General features: G+C 65.2%; 15 protein-coding genes. 13 read left to right on the plus strand and 2 right to left on the minus strand.

All coding sequences use genetic code 11. The features are described 5' to 3' along the window. Nucleotides 1-10 precede the first annotated feature (10 nt). Nucleotides 11-1,072 (plus strand): flagellar motor protein MotB, encoded by a 1,062-nt coding sequence (motB, locus tag RTK35_RS04670; protein ID WP_142013928.1) that lies wholly within the window; start codon nt 11-13, stop codon nt 1,070-1,072. Nucleotides 1,073-1,124: 52 nt separating this feature from the next. Here the strand turns inward: motB and rsgA are convergent, their stop codons facing one another. Beyond that, nucleotides 1,125-2,156: a small ribosomal subunit biogenesis GTPase RsgA gene (gene rsgA, locus RTK35_RS04675; RefSeq protein ID WP_044401129.1), complete on the minus strand. Its 1,032-nt coding sequence runs from the start codon at nt 2,154-2,156 to the stop codon at nt 1,125-1,127. A gap of 85 nt (nt 2,157-2,241) precedes the next feature. On the opposite strand from rsgA, the gene RTK35_RS04680 reads away from it, so the two are divergent. Beyond that, entirely contained in the window at nt 2,242-3,024 is a 783-nt protein-coding gene (locus RTK35_RS04680; RefSeq protein ID WP_172434788.1) for a class I SAM-dependent methyltransferase, read from the plus strand. Nucleotides 3,025-3,065: 41 nt separating this feature from the next. Continuing rightward, nucleotides 3,066-3,608, plus strand: coding sequence for an oligoribonuclease (gene orn / locus RTK35_RS04685; RefSeq protein ID WP_044401136.1), 543 nt, complete (start codon nt 3,066-3,068; stop codon nt 3,606-3,608). 4 nt (nt 3,609-3,612) lie between these two features. On the opposite strand, the gene queG is transcribed toward orn, so the two are convergent. Next, the gene (gene queG / locus RTK35_RS04690; RefSeq protein ID WP_044401139.1) at nt 3,613-4,683 is read right to left on the minus strand and encodes a tRNA epoxyqueuosine(34) reductase QueG; all 1,071 of its coding nucleotides are present in this window, start codon (nt 4,681-4,683) and stop codon (nt 3,613-3,615) included. A gap of 69 nt (nt 4,684-4,752) precedes the next feature. Between queG and RTK35_RS04695 the strand changes: the two genes are divergently transcribed. From RTK35_RS04695 to RTK35_RS04740, 10 genes are all read left to right on the plus strand, one after another. Next, nucleotides 4,753-6,252 (plus strand): NAD(P)H-hydrate dehydratase, encoded by a 1,500-nt coding sequence (locus tag RTK35_RS04695; RefSeq protein WP_316907505.1) that lies wholly within the window; start codon nt 4,753-4,755, stop codon nt 6,250-6,252. 26 nt (nt 6,253-6,278) lie between these two features. After that, nucleotides 6,279-6,707 (plus strand): tRNA (adenosine(37)-N6)-threonylcarbamoyltransferase complex ATPase subunit type 1 TsaE, encoded by a 429-nt coding sequence (tsaE, locus tag RTK35_RS04700; protein ID WP_243899028.1) that lies wholly within the window; start codon nt 6,279-6,281, stop codon nt 6,705-6,707. 8 nt (nt 6,708-6,715) lie between these two features. Further along, the gene (locus tag RTK35_RS04705; protein ID WP_182851126.1) at nt 6,716-8,155 is read left to right on the plus strand and encodes an N-acetylmuramoyl-L-alanine amidase; all 1,440 of its coding nucleotides are present in this window, start codon (nt 6,716-6,718) and stop codon (nt 8,153-8,155) included. A gap of 5 nt (nt 8,156-8,160) precedes the next feature. Next, entirely contained in the window at nt 8,161-10,044 is a 1,884-nt protein-coding gene (mutL, locus tag RTK35_RS04710) for a DNA mismatch repair endonuclease MutL (RefSeq protein WP_316907629.1), read from the plus strand. A 1-nt stretch (nt 10,045) separates the two neighbouring features. Next, on the plus strand, nt 10,046-11,020 hold the full coding sequence (gene miaA / locus RTK35_RS04715) for a tRNA (adenosine(37)-N6)-dimethylallyltransferase MiaA (RefSeq protein WP_316907506.1): 975 nt from the start codon (nt 10,046-10,048) through the stop codon (nt 11,018-11,020). Between the two features lie 97 nt (nt 11,021-11,117). After that, nucleotides 11,118-11,372 (plus strand): RNA chaperone Hfq, encoded by a 255-nt coding sequence (gene hfq / locus RTK35_RS04720; RefSeq protein ID WP_003453015.1) that lies wholly within the window; start codon nt 11,118-11,120, stop codon nt 11,370-11,372. A 12-nt stretch (nt 11,373-11,384) separates the two neighbouring features. Then, nucleotides 11,385-12,686: a ribosome rescue GTPase HflX gene (gene hflX / locus RTK35_RS04725; RefSeq protein WP_044401176.1), complete on the plus strand. Its 1,302-nt coding sequence runs from the start codon at nt 11,385-11,387 to the stop codon at nt 12,684-12,686. A gap of 97 nt (nt 12,687-12,783) precedes the next feature. After that, nucleotides 12,784-13,944, plus strand: coding sequence for an FtsH protease activity modulator HflK (gene hflK / locus RTK35_RS04730; RefSeq protein ID WP_284547339.1), 1,161 nt, complete (start codon nt 12,784-12,786; stop codon nt 13,942-13,944). Continuing rightward, nucleotides 13,944-14,810 carry a protease modulator HflC gene (gene hflC / locus RTK35_RS04735; protein ID WP_044401180.1) on the plus strand — a complete coding sequence of 289 codons (867 nt, stop codon included), beginning with the start codon at nt 13,944-13,946 and terminating at the stop codon, nt 14,808-14,810. Before hflK ends, hflC begins: the two co-directional genes overlap by 1 nt. A gap of 105 nt (nt 14,811-14,915) precedes the next feature. Beyond that, nucleotides 14,916-15,101, plus strand: a complete 186-nt coding sequence (locus RTK35_RS04740; RefSeq protein ID WP_044401399.1) for a DUF2065 domain-containing protein — start codon at nt 14,916-14,918, stop codon at nt 15,099-15,101. The last annotated feature ends 2 nt before the right edge of the window (nt 15,102-15,103 follow it).

Below are 15,103 nucleotides of genomic sequence, written 5' to 3' on the forward strand. Positions count from 1 at the left end.
AAGACCGAGCATGGACAACAATCAGCCGATCATCGTCAAACGCGTCAAGAAGAGCGCGGCCGGCCACCATGGGGGCGCCTGGAAGATCGCCTTCGCCGACTTCGCCACGGCGATGATGGCGTTCTTCCTGGTGCTCTGGCTGATGTCGTCAGCCACGCCTGAACAGAAGAAGGCGATCTCCGGCTACTTCCAGGACCCGATCGGCTTCACTGAGAGCGCCAGCCCCTACGTCATCGATTTGGGCGGTACCCCGACTCCCGCACCCGACCGCACCCTGAACCCCGAGCTGAAGGACGCCCCCGACGCCCAGGAACAGTCCGTCGACTCCTCCAGCAACGAGCAGATCCAGACCCGCCAGGTCGACCCGACCCAGGCCGAGAACCTGGCCGAGCAGGTTGAGCGCGAGCGCCTCGAGATGCTGCTGCAGGAGCTGCAGAACAAGGTCGAGGAGAACCCCGAACTGCGCAAGTTCAAGGACCAGATCCTCTTCGAGATCACTCAGGACGGCCTGCGCATCCAGATCATGGACGCTGCCAACCGGCCGATGTTCGACCTGGGCAGTGCGCGGCTGCAGCCGTACTTCGAGGACATCCTGTTGATCCTGGCCGAGACCATCAAGGCCGTGCCGAACAAGATCAGCGTCAGCGGCCACACCGACGCCAAGCCGTTCGCCGGCAATGGCGAGTTCGGCAACTGGGAGCTGTCCGCCAACCGTGCCAATGCGGCGCGGCGCACCCTGGTTGCGGGCGGTTACCCGGATGAGCAGGTGGCGCGTGTGGTGGGTTATGCCTCGTCGGCCCTGTTCGACCGCAAGGACCCGCTCAACCCGGTGAACCGTCGCATCGACATCATCGTCCTGACCAAGCGTGCACAGCGCGATATCGAGGGCGAACCCCAGCAAAGCAAAGAGGGCGCGCCCGCCAATGCTCCGGCATCAGCGCCCGGCGCTGCTGCACCCGCCGGTGGGCAGCCGGCTTCAGGGACGGAGCCCATGCAGCCCAAGGAGCTGCAGCAGAAGCTGAACATCTTCGAGGATGGGGTGCTGAAGATGGATTCGCAGAAGCAGCCCTGACCGGGCTCGCTGCTTGAACGAGAAAGGCCACGCGTTGCGTGGCCTTTCTGCATCAGTACTCCGGCTCGGGGAGGCTGGCGATGATGTGCCGGTAGCTGCCCATCCGCTGTGGATGGATGCGGCCTTCCTCCAGTGCCTGGAGCAGGGCGCAGCCCGGCTCGCGGTCGTGCTTGCAGTCGCGGAAGCGGCAATGGCCGAGCAGGTCGCGGAATTCGATGAAGCCGGCTTCCACGTCATCACGGCTGACGTGGCCGAGGCCGAACTCGCGGATGCCGGGGGAGTCGATGAGGTTGCCGCCCCCGGGGAAGTGGAACAGCCGGGCGGTGGTGGTGGTGTGGGTGCCCTTGCCGGTGAGTTCCGACAGCGCGCCGACGCGGGTATCCACGCCGGGCAGCAGGCTGTTCACCAGGGACGATTTACCCACGCCGGACTGGCCGACGAAGACGCTGGTGTGGCCATCCAGGCGCGCACGCAGGTCATCCATGCCGCCTCCGCCATGGGCCGAGACCTCCAGCAACGCGTAGCCCAGTTGCCGATAGGCCTCCAGCAGGCTGTCGAGCATCGCGCCGTTCTGGTCATCCACCAGGTCACACTTGTTCAGCAGCAGCAGCGGCTGGATGCCGGCGTGCTCGGCAGCCACCAGGTAGCGGTCGATCAGGTTGGCGTGGGGCGTGGGCAGCGGCGCGAAGACGATGACGATCAGGTCGACGTTTGCCGCCACCGGCTTGAGCAGGCCACGCATGTCCGGACGGCACAGCTCGCTGGTGCGCGGCAGTTGCGCGACGATCACGCCGCTGCCCTGGTTGCCGGGGCGCCAGACCACGCGGTCGCCGGTTACCAGGGCGGGCAGGTTGGCGCGCAGGTGGCAGCGGACGACCTGGCCGGCGAGCTCGCCTTCCAAGGCTTCGACTTCTACCTGGACGCCGAAGTGGGCGATGACCAATCCGGTCTGCTCGGGGCCGAGGTCGCCGCCTTCCAATTCATCGACCAGGCGCGATTCGCGCTTGGCAGCGCGGGCGGCGCGTTCTTCCTGGATTTTTTCGATGCGCCAGCTTTGACGGCGGCTGAGGTGGCGTTTGGCCATGGGCTTCCGGGTCGGTAGAGTTTCGTGCGGGTTGGGCGCGGCGAGTCTAGCATGGGCGGCTGCTGAACACGGTTGGGAGAGGTGGATGAAGTCGGGGTTGGGCCTGTTCGGTCGGCCGTTGGGGCGTGCGCTCCTGGCACACGGGGCGGCGGTCGTGCTGCTGGCGCTGCTGGTGTATGCGCTCGCCTGGCTGTTGGGGCAGCGCCTGCCTTTATGGGCGCTGGCGCTGCTGGAAGGCGGCTTGGCGGCGGGCATTGGCCAAAGGCTCGGGCTGTCCCGCTGGTGGGTGTGGATCAATCTGGCGTTCCTGCCGGCGCTGTTGCTGGTCCAGTACCTGGCGCTGCCGCCCTGGCTGTTCCTGCTGGGTTTCGTTCTGGTAGCGCTGGTGAACTGGAACAGCGTGTTCGAGCGCGTGCCGCTCTACCTCAGTGGCGACCGGGCTGTTCAGCTGTTGGGCGACTGGCTGGATGGGCAGCCACAGGCACTGCGCTTCGTCGACCTAGGCTGTGGCACCGGCGGCCTGCTGGTACGTTTGGCGCGGCGCTTCCCGGAGCGACACTTCGTCGGCGTGGAGACCGCGCCGCTGCTGTTCCTGCTCGCCTGGCTGCGCTGCCTGCCGCTGCGCAATTGCAGCGTGCACTACCAGAGCCTGTGGCGCATCGACCTGGCGACATTTGACCTGGCCTACTGCTTTCTCTCGCCAGAGCCCATGCCGCGCCTGTGGGAGAAGGCCCTTGGGGAGATGCGCAGCGGCAGCTGGCTGGTCAGCAACACCTTCGAGGTGCCGGGCGTGGCGCCGCGGCATTCCCTGCCCGTGATGGTCGGGCGCCAGACGGCGCTGCTTTTCTGGCCGATGGGGCGTGCGTAATCCGCTAGAATTGCGCTCTGTCCCTAGAGAGCATTTCCGACATGCAGAACCCTCAGAACCTCATCTGGATCGACCTGGAAATGACCGGGCTGGATCCGGACAACGACGTCATCATCGAAATGGCCACCATCGTCACCGACAGCCACCTCAATGTGCTGGCCGAGGGGCCGGTGCTGGCCATTCACCAGAGCGACGAGATCCTGGCCGGCATGGACGAGTGGAACACCCGCCAGCACGGCCAGAGCGGCCTCACCCAGCGGGTTCGCGAGAGCCGCATCAGCACCGCCGAGGCGGAGGCGCAGACCCTGGCCTTCCTCGAACACTGGGTGCCCAAGGGCAAGTCGCCGATCTGCGGCAACAGCATCTGCCAGGATCGCCGCTTCCTCTATCGGCAGATGCCGAGCCTGGAGGCCTACTTCCACTACCGCAACCTCGATGTCTCCACCCTCAAGGAGCTGGCCGCGCGCTGGGCGCCTCACGTTCGCGATGGGGTGAAGAAGAGCAGCAGCCACCTGGCCCTGGACGATATCCGCGACTCCATCGCGGAGCTGCGTCACTACCGCGATCACTTCATCAAGCTGTGATCCCTCAGGCCTCGCTCGCACCGTGGCGGGCGAGGGCCCACCTCACGTGCTCGCGCACCAGCTCGGACGGGTGATCCCGCCGGGCGCGCAGCGCCTCCAGGACCGGTACGGTGCTCGGGGCATTGCCCAGGCCCACGGCCAGGTTGCGCAGCCAGCGCTCGTAGCCGGCCCGGCGTAGCGGGGAGCCTTCCGTACGGCTGAGGAACTCCTCTTCCGTCCAGGCGAACAGGCTGGCCAGTTCGGTGTTGTCCAGGTTGTGCCGCGGCTGGAAGTCGCCCTGGTCGCTGGGGCGGGCGAAGCGGTTCCAGGGGCAGACGATCTGGCAGTCGTCGCAGCCGAACACGCGGTTGCCGATCAGCGGGCGCAACGCTTCCGGGATCGGGCCTTTCAGCTCGATGGTCAGGTAGGAGATGCAGCGGCGCGCGTCCAACTGGTAGGGCGCGACGAAGGCGGCGGTGGGGCAGATGTCCATGCAGGCCGTGCAGCGACCGCAATGCTCGCTGCCGTGGGGCGCGTCCACGGGCAGCGGCAGGTCGACGAACAGTTCGCCGAGAAAGAAGTAGCTGCCGGCCTTGCGGTTGAGCACCAGGGTGTTCTTGCCGATCCAGCCGAGGCCTGCCTGCTCGGCGATGGCTTTCTCCAGCACGGGGGCGCTGTCGACGAAGGCGCGATGACCGAAGGGGCCGATGGCCGCCTGGATGCGGTCGGCCAGTTGCTGCAGGCGCTTGCGGATCAGCTTGTGGTAGTCCCGGCCCAGGGCATAGCGGGAGACGTAGGCCTTTTCGGGCTCGGCCAGCACCTGGGCCATGCGCGTGTCGCCGGGCAGGTAGTCCATGCGCAACGACACCACCCGCAGGGTGCCGGGCACCAGCTCGTCCGGGTGCGAGCGTTTGCTGCCGTGGGCGGCCATGTAGTCCATCTCGCCGTGGTGGCCTGCCTCCAGCCAGCGTTGCAGGTGCGCCTCGTGCTCGCCGAGGTCGACATCGCTGATGCCCACTTGCTGGAAGCCGAGCTCGCGCCCCCATGTCTTGATGGCGTCGGCCAGTTCGTCGAGTTGCTGCGGGGAAAGGGGCATCGGGAGAGAGGGAAACAGTGGCGAGGTGCGTATAATTCTGCCAGACCCCTGCCTGAACTACCGAATCGCATGTCCGATCCTGTCGATGATCTGCCGCTGTCGCTTTATTCCGCCGAGCAGGTGCGCGCACTCGATGCCCGCCTGATCGCCGCGGGTACCCCCGGCTTCGAACTGATGCAGCGGGCTGCCCATGCCGCCTGGCGGGCCCTGCGTCGCCGTTGGCCAGAGGCTGGCGAAGTGACGGTGCTGGCCGGTCGCGGCAACAACGCCGGGGATGGCTACCTGCTGGCGGCCCTGGCGGCTCGCGCAGGTTGGCAGGTGCGCGTCCTGGCGGTTGGGGAGCCCCAAGCGCTGGCGGGTGATGCGGCGCTGGCCCGGGACGAGGCCCAGGCAGCAGGTGTTCCGATCATTGCCTGGCACGCCGAGGAACCCCTGCGCGGCGTGCTGGTGGATGCATTGCTCGGCACCGGCCTCTCCGGACCGGTGCGCGCGCCCTATGAAGCAGCCATCCGCCAGATCAATGGCAGCGGCCTGCCGGTGCTGGCCGTTGATATTCCCTCGGGACTCAGTGCGGACACCGGCCAGGTGCTTGGGGTGGCGGTTGTCGCGACGATGACGGTGACGTTCATCGGCCTCAAGCTCGGCCTGTTTACCGGCCAGGCTCCTGATCATGTGGGGGCGTTGGTTTTCGATGACCTCAAGGCGGATCCGGAAGTGGTCGCCGCTCATCCGGTCCTGGCCCGCAGGCTGGCGCCCGGTGGCCTCCCATCCCTGCTGCCGAGGCCGCGCACGGCTCACAAGGGGCGCTACGGGCAGGTGCTGGTCGTAGGCGGCGAGCGTGGTACCGGCGGCGCAGCGTTGCTGAGTGCCGAGAGTGCTTTGCGCAGTGGGGCGGGGATGGTCTCCCTGGCGACCCGGGGCGAACACCTGGCCGCTGCCCTGGCGCGGGTGCCTGAAGTGATGAGCGTGGCCGTCGAGTCGATGGGTACGCTGCGGCCGCTTGTGGAACGTGCCGATGTGCTGGTGGTGGGGCCGGGGCTCGGGCAGGGGCCCTGGGGGCGGGCCTTGCTGAGCGTTTTGTCGGCCGCTGCACTGCCCCAGGTCTGGGATGCCGACGCACTGAATCTGCTGGCTGCGGGTGCTGTTCAATTGCCGCCCGGTTGCGTGATCACGCCCCATCCCGGCGAGGCGGCACGCCTGCTGGGTGTGGAGGTCGGGCAGGTTCAGGCTGATCGACCCGCCGCTGCCTTGGCGTTGGCCCAGCGTTACGGGGTCGTGGTGGTACTCAAGGGGGCTGGCAGCCTGGTGGCCTCGCCCGATGGCCGCCTGGTGCTCTGTGATCGGGGGCATCCGGCCATGGCCACCGCCGGGCTCGGGGATGTGCTGGCGGGGCTGGTTGGCGCCTTGCTGGCACAGCACCTGTCACCCTTCGAGGCCGCTGCCCTGGCCACCTGGCTACATGCCGTGGCCGGGGAACGCCAGGGGCTCAAAGGACGCGGCCTGGCGGCCAGCGACCTGATACCTACCATTCGTCAGTTGATCGAGGAGTATTCGCCGTGCCTGAGCTGAAGCTGTTCGCCCAGGGAGAAGACGCCATGACCGCCCTTGGGGCCCGGTTGGGGCATGTCAGCGGTGGGCGGGGGGTGATCTACCTTCATGGCGATCTGGGCGCGGGCAAGACGACCCTTTCGCGCGGCTTGCTGCGGGGACTTGGGCACGCCGGTGCGGTCAAGAGCCCGACCTTCACCCTGGTGGAGCCCTATGAGATCGATGGGGTCGCGGTCTATCACTTCGACCTGTACCGCCTGGTCGACCCCGAGGAGCTGGAATTCCTCGGTATCCGCGACTATTTCGAGGGCGATGCGCTGTGCCTGATCGAGTGGCCCGAGCGGGGTCAGGGCGTTTTGCCAAAGGCGGACCTTGACATTACCATTAGCGCCCATGCAGGCGGCCGCTCGCTGCATTTCTCGCCGCATACCGCGCGCGGCGAAGCCTGGTGTGCCGCCTTGGCCACGGGAGAATGAAGACGAGTATGGGGTGGAGTATGCGCTCGCGCGCACTGTTTGCCGGGATCGGTCTGCTGCTGGCAGCCTTTGCCACCAATATCCTGGCTGCCACCGAGGTCCGCAGTGTGCGGCTCTGGCGTGCTCCCGACAACACCCGCCTGGTCTTCGACCTGTCCGGCCCGGTGCAGCACAGCGTGTTCACGCTGACCGCGCCGGATCGCATCGTCATCGACATCAATGGCGCCCAGTTGGGCACTCAGCTGGACAAGCTGTCCATCGCCAATACGCCGATCAAGAGCGTCCGCTCGGCCCAGCGCTCGCCGACCGACCTGCGGGTGGTGATCGACGTGGCGCCCGGCGTCACGCCCAAGAGCTTCACCCTGGCGCCCAACCAGCAATATGGCAATCGCCTGGTGGTCGACCTGTACGACCAGCCCTCTGCCGCCGAAGAGGCCAGCGCCCCGCAGGTAGCGACGGCGCCCAGCACGCCGCAGCCGCCGGTTTCCCCCACTCAGCCGTCCACCGGCAAGCTGCCGCCGGTTTCCGGTGGCAAGCGCGACATCATCGTTGCCATCGACGCCGGTCACGGCGGCGAGGACCCGGGCGCCCTCGGGCCCAAGGGGCAGCACGAGAAGGATGTGACGCTGGCCATCGCCAAGGAGTTGCAGCGCCAGATCAACCAGGAGCGGGGCTTCCGCGCCGAGCTGGTGCGTACCGGCGATTACTTCATTCCGCTGCGCAAGCGCACCGAGATCGCCCGCAAGAAGGGCGCCGACCTGTTCGTCTCGATCCACGCCGACGCGGCGCCGAGCCGCAGCGCGTTTGGTGCTTCGGTCTTCGCCTTGTCCGACCGGGGCGCTACGTCCGAGACAGCCCGCTGGCTGGCGGACAACGAAAACCGTTCCGACCTCATCGGCGGTGTGGGCAGCGTCAGCCTGGATGACAAGGACCGCATGCTGGCTGGCGTGCTGCTGGACTTGTCGATGACGGCCACGCTGTCCTCCAGCCTGAACGTCGGGCACAAGGTGCTGACCAACATCGGGCGCGTCACGCCGTTGCACAAGCGCCGGGTCGAGCAGGCGGGCTTCATGGTGCTTAAGTCCCCTGACATCCCGTCGATCCTGGTGGAGACAGGTTTCATCTCCAACCACCAGGAATCCCAGAAGCTGGCCTCAGCAGGGCATCAGCAGGCGCTGGCGCGCTCCATCCAGAGCGGCATCAAGCAGTTCTTCGTGCAGAACCCGCCGCCGGGAACCTACATTGCCTCCCTGCGTGATGCGGGCAAGATCGCCGCCGGCCCGCGTGAGCACATCGTCACGTCCGGCGAGAGCCTCGCGCTCATCGCCCAGCGCTACCAGGTCAGCCTGGTGGCGTTGCGCAACGCCAACGGTTTGAAGAGTGACACCATCAAGGTTGGCCAGACCCTGAGCATTCCGGCCACCACGGCTCTGGCGGCCCAGCCATGAGCGACATGGCAGAACTGCGCCGCATCCACCTGCTCAGCCCGCGCCTGGCCAACCAGATTGCCGCCGGCGAGGTGGTCGAGCGCCCGGCTTCGGTAATCAAGGAGCTGCTGGAAAACAGCCTGGATGCCGGTGCGCGTCGGATCGATGTGGAGGTCGAACAGGGCGGTGTGAAGCTGCTGCGGGTCCGTGATGACGGTTGCGGCATCCCCTCCGATGACCTTCCCTTGGCCCTGGCGCGCCACGCCACCAGCAAGATCCGCGACCTGGATGACCTGGAGCGGGTCATGAGCCTGGGTTTCCGGGGCGAAGCACTGGCCTCCATCAGCTCCGTGGCACGGCTGACCATGACCTCGCGCACGGCGGATGCCGACCAGGCCTGGCAGGTGGAGACCGAAGGGCGCGACATGGAAGCGCGCGTTCAGCCTGCCGCCCACCCGGTGGGAACCTCGGTGGAGGTGCGCGACCTGTTCTTCAACACGCCGGCGCGGCGCAAGTTCCTGCGGGCCGAGAAGACCGAGTTCGAGCATCTGCAGGAGGTCATCCGGCGCCTCGCCCTGGCACGGTTCGATGTGGCCTTCCACCTTCGCCACAACGGCAAGACGGTATTCGCGCTGCACGAGGCCCGTGACGAAATTTCCCGCGCGCGGCGTGTTGCCAGCGTGTGCGGCTCGGCGTTCCTGGAACAGGCACTGCCCATCCAGGTGGAGCGCAATGGCCTGCACCTGTGGGGGTGGGTGGGGCTGCCTACGTTCTCCCGCAGCCAGGCGGACCTGCAGTATTTCTACGTGAACGGTCGGATGGTGCGGGACAAGCTGGTGGTGCATGCGGTGCGCCAGGCGTATCGCGATGTGCTGTACAACGGTCGCCATCCGACCTTCGTGCTGTTTCTGGAGCTGGACCCTGCTGCGGTGGACGTGAACGTGCACCCCACCAAGCACGAGGTGCGTTTCCGTGAGGGGCGCACCGTCCATGACTTTCTCTACGGAACCTTGCATCGCGCCCTGGGCGAGGTGCGTCCCGAAGACCAGCTCGCCGCGCCTGCGGCGGTCGCGCCCATGGTTCGCCCTACCGGGCTGGAAGCGGGCGAGTTCGGTCCCCAGGGCGAGATGAGCCTGGCCGCCAATGTGCTGGAACGCCCTGTGGCCGAGCCTGCCTGGCGACCGACAGTCTCGTCTGGCGGTTATGCGCCGCCGTCCCGGTCTACCGGTCCTGTAGGGACGGCCGAGGCCCAGGCGGCTTACCGCGAGTATTTCGCGCCGTTGCCGGATTCGGCGCCCGTGAGCCTGCCGGAAAGCCAGGGCGATATTCCGCCGCTGGGCTATGCTCTGGCACAGCTCAAGGGCATCTACATCCTTGCGGAAAACGCACAGGGGCTTGTGCTGGTCGACATGCATGCGGCTCACGAGCGCATCACCTATGAGCGCCTGAAAATCGCCATGGCCAGCGAGGGGCTCAAAGGGCAGCCATTGCTGGTGCCGGAATCCCTGGCGGTAAGCCAGCGTGAAGCGGACTGCGCCGAAGAGCATGCGACCTGGTTTCAGCGGCTTGGCTTCGAGCTGCAACGACTGGGGCCGGAGACCCTGGCGATCCGCCAGACACCGGCATTGCTGAAGCAAGCCGAAGCCTCCCAGCTGGTGCGGGACGTGCTGTCGGATCTTCTCGAATACGGGACCAGCGACCGCATTCAGGCGCACCTGAACGAACTGCTGGCGACCATGGCCTGCCATGGCGCGGTGCGTGCCAATCGCCGGCTGACCGTGCCGGAGATGAATGGCCTGCTCCGCGACATGGAGCAGACCGAGCGCAGCGGCCAGTGCAACCACGGACGCCCCACCTGGACCCAGCTGGGCATGGACGACCTCGACAAGCTCTTCCTGCGGGGCCGTTGAGATGGGGGAGCGTTTACCGCCCGCCATCTTCCTGATGGGGCCGACTGCTGCGGGGAAGACCGATCTGGCCATCGAGTTGGCCCAGGTGCTGCCCTGCGAGTTGATCAGCGTTGATTCCGCCCTGGTGTATCGCGGCATGGATATCGGCACCGCCAAGCCGGATCGCGCCACACTGGAAGCCTACCCGCATCAATTGATCGATATCCTCGACCCTGCCGACGCCTATTCAGCTGCGGATTTTCGCGCGGATGCGCTGGCGGCCATGGCGGATGCCACCGCCCGCGGACGCATACCGCTGCTGGTTGGCGGCACGATGCTCTACTACAAGGCGTTGCTGGAGGGGTTGGCGGACATGCCCAGCGCGGATCCGGCCATACGGGCTGGGCTGGAAGCCCGTGCCGCGCGGGAGGGATGGGAAGTCTTGCATCAGGAGCTGGCAGCGGTCGATCCCGAGTCGGCGGCGCGCATCCATCCCAATGATCCCCAGCGCCTGACCCGGGCGCTGGAGGTGTACCTCTCTGGCGGTGTTTCCATGAGTGAGCTGCGACGTCGACAGGCGTCGCAAAATCACGACGCCGGCCCCGCTGGGGCGGGGCATTTGCCTTATACTGTCGCGCAGCTGGCGATTGCTCCTGCGAATCGCCAGGTTTTGCATGCACGAATTGCGCAACGATTTCGTCTGATGCTGGAACAGGGGTTCGTCCAAGAGGTCGAAAACCTGCGCGAAAGACGTGACTTGCACGCAGGATTGCCGTCTATAAGGGCTGTGGGTTACCGCCAGGTATGGGAATACCTCGAGGGCAACCTGACCCGGGCCGAAATGGAGGAGCGAGGCATCATTGCCACGCGCCAGTTGGCCAAGCGACAGTTCACCTGGTTACGCAGTTGGGCCGATTTGCACTGGCTCGACAGCCTGGCTTGCGACAATCTGCCGCGCGCCTTGAAATACCTGGAGTCGGTCTCCATATTGGGCTAAGACCTCGCCAGTTACCGTCTATCCTTGGGGGTAGGGCGGCCAACTTTCTCGTCATTTGACAACTCATACGAATTAGATCCCTACAGGAGTGCGGCATATGTCAAAAGGGCATTCGCTACAAGACCCTTACCTGAATACCTTGCGTAAGGAACGCGTACCGGTTTCCATCTACCTGGTCAACGGCATCAAGCTGCAGGGCCAGATCGAATCCTTCGACCAGTTCGTGATCCTGCTGAAGAACACCGTCAGCCAGATGGTCTACAAACACGCCATTTCCACCGTTGTACCGAGCCGCCCCGTCCGCCTGCCCAGCGCCAGCGAACAAGAGCAGCCTGAGCCCGGTAACGCCTGATAGGAGTCTGCTTTGTTTTTCGAACGCCCAGGTGGTGGTGAGCGTGCCGTCCTTGTTCATTTGGAAGGCCATGATCCTGAGGCGCGAGAAGACCCGCAGGAATTCCAGGAGCTGGCTCGATCGGCTGGTGCGGATACGGTGGCCTTCATCTCCGTTTCCCGTCACCAGCCGACCGCCAAATACCTGATCGGCAGCGGCAAGGTCGAGGAGCTTCACGATCTGGTCAAGGCTGAGCAGGCTGAGCTTGTCATCTTCAATCACACCCTCACACCCAGCCAGGAGCGCAACCTCGAGCGCGCCTTCGAGTGCCGGGTGCTGGACCGCACCGGTCTGATCCTCGATATCTTCGCCCAGCGCGCCAGGACCCATGAAGGCAAGCTGCAAGTGGAGCTCGCGCAGCTCGAACACATGAGCACCCGTCTGGTTCGCGGCTGGACCCACCTGGAGCGCCAGAAGGGCGGTATTGGCCTGCGTGGTCCCGGTGAAACCCAGCTGGAAACGGACCGTCGCCTCCTGCGCGTGCGCATCCGCCAGATCAAGCAGCGCCTCGAAAAGGTCCGCAGCCAGCGTGAGCAGGCCCGGCGTGGCCGCAAGCGAGCGGATATCCCTTCCGTGTCACTCGTGGGGTATACCAACGCGGGTAAATCCACGCTTTTCAATGCCCTGACCACGTCCGAGGTCTATGCGGCAGACCAGCTGTTCGCCACGCTGGATCCCACGCTGCGCCGGCTCGAACTGGCCGATCTGGGACCGATCGTGCTGGCAGATACCGTGGGTTTTATCCGCCATCTTCCGCACAAGCTCGTCGAGGCTTTCCGGGCTACCCTTGAGGAGTCCAGCAACTCCGACCTGCTGCTGCACGTTATCGATGCTCATGAGCCTGAGCGGATGGCGCAGATCGAGCAAGTGCTGGCGGTACTGGGGGAGATCGGTGCCGATGGATTGCCGATGCTGGAGGTCTACAACAAGATCGACCTGCTGGAATCCATGGAGCCGCAGATCCAGCGAGACGAGCATGGCAAGCCCGAGCGTGTCTGGTTGTCTGCCCGTGAGGGCAAAGGGCTTGAGCTGCTTGAGCAGGCGATTGCCGAGTTGTTGGGGGAGGACCTCTTCGTGGGGACCCTGAAGCTACCGCAGCGTTTGGGGCGACTGCGGGCGCAGTTCTTCGCACTGGGGGCCGTGCAGAGCGAGCAGCACGACGAGGCTGGCGATACATTGCTGGCAGTCAGGTTGCCACGTGTCGAGCTGAACCGGCTTGTCAGTCGCGAAGGCTGGCAACCCCAGGCGTTCATCGAGCAACACACTTTGCAATAAGGCCGCGGAATGGCTTTTTGCCGCAGATAGCGGGCTTTCGGTAGCATTGGCGGACGTGCCTTGGGCGCGTCTTTGCTTTATCAGTATGGAGAGCGCTATGGCTTGGAACGAGCCGGGTGGCAACTCGAACAATCAGGATCCCTGGGGTGGCCGCCGTGGCGGTGACCGCAAGGGACCGCCGGATCTGGACGAAGCCTTCCGCAAGCTGCAGGACAGTCTTAATGGCCTGTTCGGGGGCGGCAAGAAACGAGGCGGCGATGAAAACCGTGGCGGTGGCTTCGGTTTGCTGGGTATCGCCCTGTTCATCCTTGTACTGGGCTGGCTCTACAGCGCGGTGTACGTGGTCGATGAACAGGAGCAGGCGGTGGTACTTCGCTTCGGCAAGTACTACGACACCGTTGGGCCTGGCCTGAACATCTATTTCCCGCCGATCGATCGCAAGTTCCAGGAGAACGTCACCCGCGAGCGCGCCTATAGCAAGCAGGGGCAGATGCTCACCGAGGACGAGAACATCGTCGAAGTGCCGCTCACTGTGCAGTACAAGATCAGTGACCTGCAGAAGTTCGTGCTGAACGTCGATCAGCCTGAAGTGAGCTTGCAGCACGCCACCGAGAGCGCCCTTCGTCATGTGGTGGGCTCGACCGAGATGGACCAGGTGCTGACCGAAGGCCGTGAGCTGATGGCTAGTGAGATCAAGGAGCGCCTGCAGCGCTTCCTCGACACCTATGGCACCGGCATCACCGTCACCCAGGTCAACGTCCAGAGTGCGGCCGCCCCCCGTGAGGTGCAGGAAGCATTCGATGACGTGATCCGTGCCCGTGAAGATGAACAGCGTGCCAAGAACCAGGCAGAGGCCTACGCCAATGGCGTGATCCCTGAGGCCCGTGGTCAGGCCCAGCGCATCATCGAAGAGGCCAACGGTTACCGTGAAGAGGTCATCTCCCGTGCCAAGGGTGAGGCTGATCGCTTCACCAAGCTCGTGGCTGAATACCGCAAGGCGCCTGATGTCACGCGCCAGCGCCTGTACCTCGACACCATGCAGGAAGTCTTCAGCAACACCAGCAAGGTCCTGGTAACGGGTGACAAGGGGCAGAACAACCTGCTGTATCTGCCGCTGGATAAGATGATCGACAACCGCGGTGGTGCCAGTGCGGCAATACCGGCGCCGGCCACCTCGAGCGGCGCGGCCAGCGACCTGGGTTCGCGCGTCACCACCGATCTGCAGCAGCGCGATCTGCGTTCTAGGGAGAGTCGCTGATGGGTAACAAGTCGCTGATCGCCCTGATCGGGGCTGTCGTGCTCGGGCTGGTAGCCTGGAGCAGCTTCTACATCGTGGCCCAGACCGAACGAGCGGTTCTCCTCCAGTTCGGCCGTATCGTCGAGGCGGATGTCCAGCCCGGCCTTCACGTGAAGATCCCCTACGTCAACCAGGTGCGGAAGTTCGATGCGCGCCTGCTGACCTTGGATTCGCCTACCCAGCGTTTCCTGACCCAGGAGAAGAAAGCGGTGATGGTGGATGCCTATGCCAAGTGGCGGGTCTCCGATGCCGAGCGCTTCTACACCGCCACATCCGGCCTCAAGCAGATTGCGGACGAGCGACTCTCTCGTCGTCTCGAGGCCGGCCTGCGCGACCAGTTTGGCAAGCGCACCCTGCATGAAGTGGTATCCGGTGAGCGCGATGGCCTGATGGCCGATATCACGCGTTCGCTGAACACCATGGCCAGCAAGGAGTTGGGTATCGAGGTCGTGGACGTTCGCGTGAAGGCCATTGATCTGCCTCGCGAGGTGAACCGCAGCGTTTTCGAGCGCATGAGCACCGAGCGCGAGCGGGAAGCGCGTGAGCATCGCGCCAAGGGTAGCGAGCTGGCAGAAGGTATCCGCGCGGATGCCGACCGTCAGCGCCGTGTACTGCTGGCCGAGGCCTACCGGGAATCCGAAGAGCTTCGCGGTGATGGTGATGCCCAGGCGGCTGCCATCTATGCCAAGGCCTACAGCCAGGACCCGGAGTTCTATTCCTTCTACCGGAGCCTGCAGGCTTACCGCGAGAGCTTCGCCAAGAAGAGCGATGTGATGGTGCTGGACCCGCACAGCGAGTTCTTCCAGTTTCTGAACAAGGCCAAGTGAGGATGCACCCCGGCGGACGAACCTGACCGCCGGGGTGACCCTCCGGGAAAACGTGTTATGATGGGCCAGCCGGGAAATCCCGGCTTTTTTGCGTCCGCGGGAATCATGTGGCAGGAAATCGGCATAGCGATCTGTTTTGTGCTGGTGCTGGAAGGCATCCTGCCCTTCCTCTATCCGCGCCGTTGGCGCGCCGCGGTGCTTGGGTTGGCGAGTCTGAAGGATCGCCATCTCCGCCTCATGGGCCTCGCCAGCATGTTGCTGGGGACCGGCCTCCTGTATCTGCTTCACTGAAG

The organism is Pseudomonas sp. zfem003 (genome assembly GCF_032621675.1).
Taxonomy (GTDB): domain Bacteria; phylum Pseudomonadota; class Gammaproteobacteria; order Pseudomonadales; family Pseudomonadaceae; genus Metapseudomonas; species Metapseudomonas otitidis.

Coding starts and splice junctions, on each gene's coding strand:
- motB (WP_142013928.1), top strand. CDS start 11: ATGGACAACAATCAGCCGATCATCGTCAAACGCGTCAAGAAGAGCGCG.
- rsgA (WP_044401129.1), bottom strand. CDS start 2,156: ATGGCCAAACGCCACCTCAGCCGCCGTCAAAGCTGGCGCATCGAAAAA.
- RTK35_RS04680 (WP_172434788.1), top strand. CDS start 2,242: ATGAAGTCGGGGTTGGGCCTGTTCGGTCGGCCGTTGGGGCGTGCGCTC.
- orn (WP_044401136.1), top strand. CDS start 3,066: ATGCAGAACCCTCAGAACCTCATCTGGATCGACCTGGAAATGACCGGG.
- queG (WP_044401139.1), bottom strand. CDS start 4,683: ATGCCCCTTTCCCCGCAGCAACTCGACGAACTGGCCGACGCCATCAAG.
- RTK35_RS04695 (WP_316907505.1), top strand. CDS start 4,753: ATGTCCGATCCTGTCGATGATCTGCCGCTGTCGCTTTATTCCGCCGAG.
- tsaE (WP_243899028.1), top strand. CDS start 6,279: ATGACCGCCCTTGGGGCCCGGTTGGGGCATGTCAGCGGTGGGCGGGGG.
- RTK35_RS04705 (WP_182851126.1), top strand. CDS start 6,716: ATGGGGTGGAGTATGCGCTCGCGCGCACTGTTTGCCGGGATCGGTCTG.
- mutL (WP_316907629.1), top strand. CDS start 8,161: ATGGCAGAACTGCGCCGCATCCACCTGCTCAGCCCGCGCCTGGCCAAC.
- miaA (WP_316907506.1), top strand. CDS start 10,046: ATGGGGGAGCGTTTACCGCCCGCCATCTTCCTGATGGGGCCGACTGCT.
- hfq (WP_003453015.1), top strand. CDS start 11,118: ATGTCAAAAGGGCATTCGCTACAAGACCCTTACCTGAATACCTTGCGT.
- hflK (WP_284547339.1), top strand. CDS start 12,784: ATGGCTTGGAACGAGCCGGGTGGCAACTCGAACAATCAGGATCCCTGG.
- hflC (WP_044401180.1), top strand. CDS start 13,944: ATGGGTAACAAGTCGCTGATCGCCCTGATCGGGGCTGTCGTGCTCGGG.
- RTK35_RS04740 (WP_044401399.1), top strand. CDS start 14,916: ATGTGGCAGGAAATCGGCATAGCGATCTGTTTTGTGCTGGTGCTGGAA.